General features: G+C 60.8%; 1 protein-coding gene. It reads left to right on the top strand.

Features of this window, described 5'->3' with window-relative positions:
* Window positions 1-88: 88 nt before the first annotated feature.
* Window positions 89-1,081: an IS5-like element ISBmu23 family transposase gene (locus CFB47_RS39945; protein ID WP_007182917.1), complete on the top strand. Its 993-nt coding sequence runs from the start codon at window positions 89-91 to the stop codon at window positions 1,079-1,081.
* Window positions 1,082-1,211: the final 130 nt, after the last annotated feature.

Genomic DNA, 1,211 nt, shown 5'->3' with positions numbered 1-1,211 from the left:
GGGAAACACTGATCAATTCGGCTTGGCGGTCATCGCTGACGAGGCCAAGGGCGTTGTAGAAAGAAGCTCACGGAACGGACCCACGACGATGCAGCGGCAGATCGGTTTTGCGGAAGCGGAAAGTGCGGGCAAGAAGCGGGTGACCAAGCGTCAACGCTTTCTGGCCGAGATGGAGAAGGTCGTCCCTTGGTCGCGGCTGCTGTCGGTGATCGGGCCGTATTACCCGAAGGGCGAGCGTGGCCGGCCGCCGATTGGCCTGGAACGGATGCTGCGGATCTACTTGCTGCAGCAGTGGTACGGGTTGTCGGACGAAGGGCTTGAAGATGCGCTCTACGACAGCATCGCGATGCGCGCCTTCGCGGGCATCGACCTGGCGCGCGAGAACGTGCCGGACGCCACCACGCTGTTGAAATTCCGGCGCCTGCTGGTCGAGCACGCACTGACGCGAAAGCTGTTCGACGAGATCGGCATCGAGTTGTGCGAGCGCGGGCTGATGATGAAGGAAGGCACGCTGGTGGATGCGACGATCTTCGAGGCTGCGCCGTCCACGAAGAACGCCGGGAAGAGCCGTGACCCGGAGATGCATCAGACGAAGAAGGGCAACGACTGGTATTTCGGCATGAAGGCCCATGTCGGCGTCGACGCCGACTCGGGTCTGGTGCATAGCGTGGTCACCACGGCGGCCAACGAGCCGGACGTATCGCAGGCCCACGCCCTGCTGCACGGTCATGAGCAGGAAGCGTTTGGCGATGCGGGCTACACCGGCGTGGACAAGCGCGAGGAGATGAAGGGCAAGACGGTGAAGTGGCACGTGGCGCTCAAGCGCGGAAAGATCAGGGCGATGCAGGAAGGTCCGCTGAAGGACCTCGTGATCGCGGTCGAGCGAACCAAGGCGCAGATCCGCGCCCGGGTCGAGCATCCGTTTCATGTCGTGAAGAACCTGTTTCGTCATCGCAAGGTGCGCTACAAGGGTCTAGCCAGGAACACGGCACAGCTGTTCAGTCTGTTCGCGCTGGCGAACCTGGTGATCGCGAAAAATCAGCTGTTGTCGACTCATGGGAGCAATCCGTCATGTGTGTGAAAAACGCGGGAAGTGAGGCCCGAATACGAGCGAAACTCACCTCGCATGTCGTCAAATTCCTACGTCAATCTGAAAATTGCAACCTGCCTCGTCCGTTATGCGGACGACAGGCTCATTGATCAGCGTTTCC

Origin of the sequence: Burkholderia sp. AU27893 (assembly GCF_002223205.1) — a bacterium.
Lineage (GTDB): Bacteria > Pseudomonadota > Gammaproteobacteria > Burkholderiales > Burkholderiaceae > Burkholderia.
This window is presented reverse-complemented; position numbering and strand designations above follow the sequence as displayed.

Bases quoted from the DNA above. Each gene is read 5' to 3' on its own strand.
- CFB47_RS39945 (WP_007182917.1), top strand. From the start codon at position 89: ATGCAGCGGCAGATCGGTTTTGCGGAAGCGGAAAGTGCGGGCAAGAAG.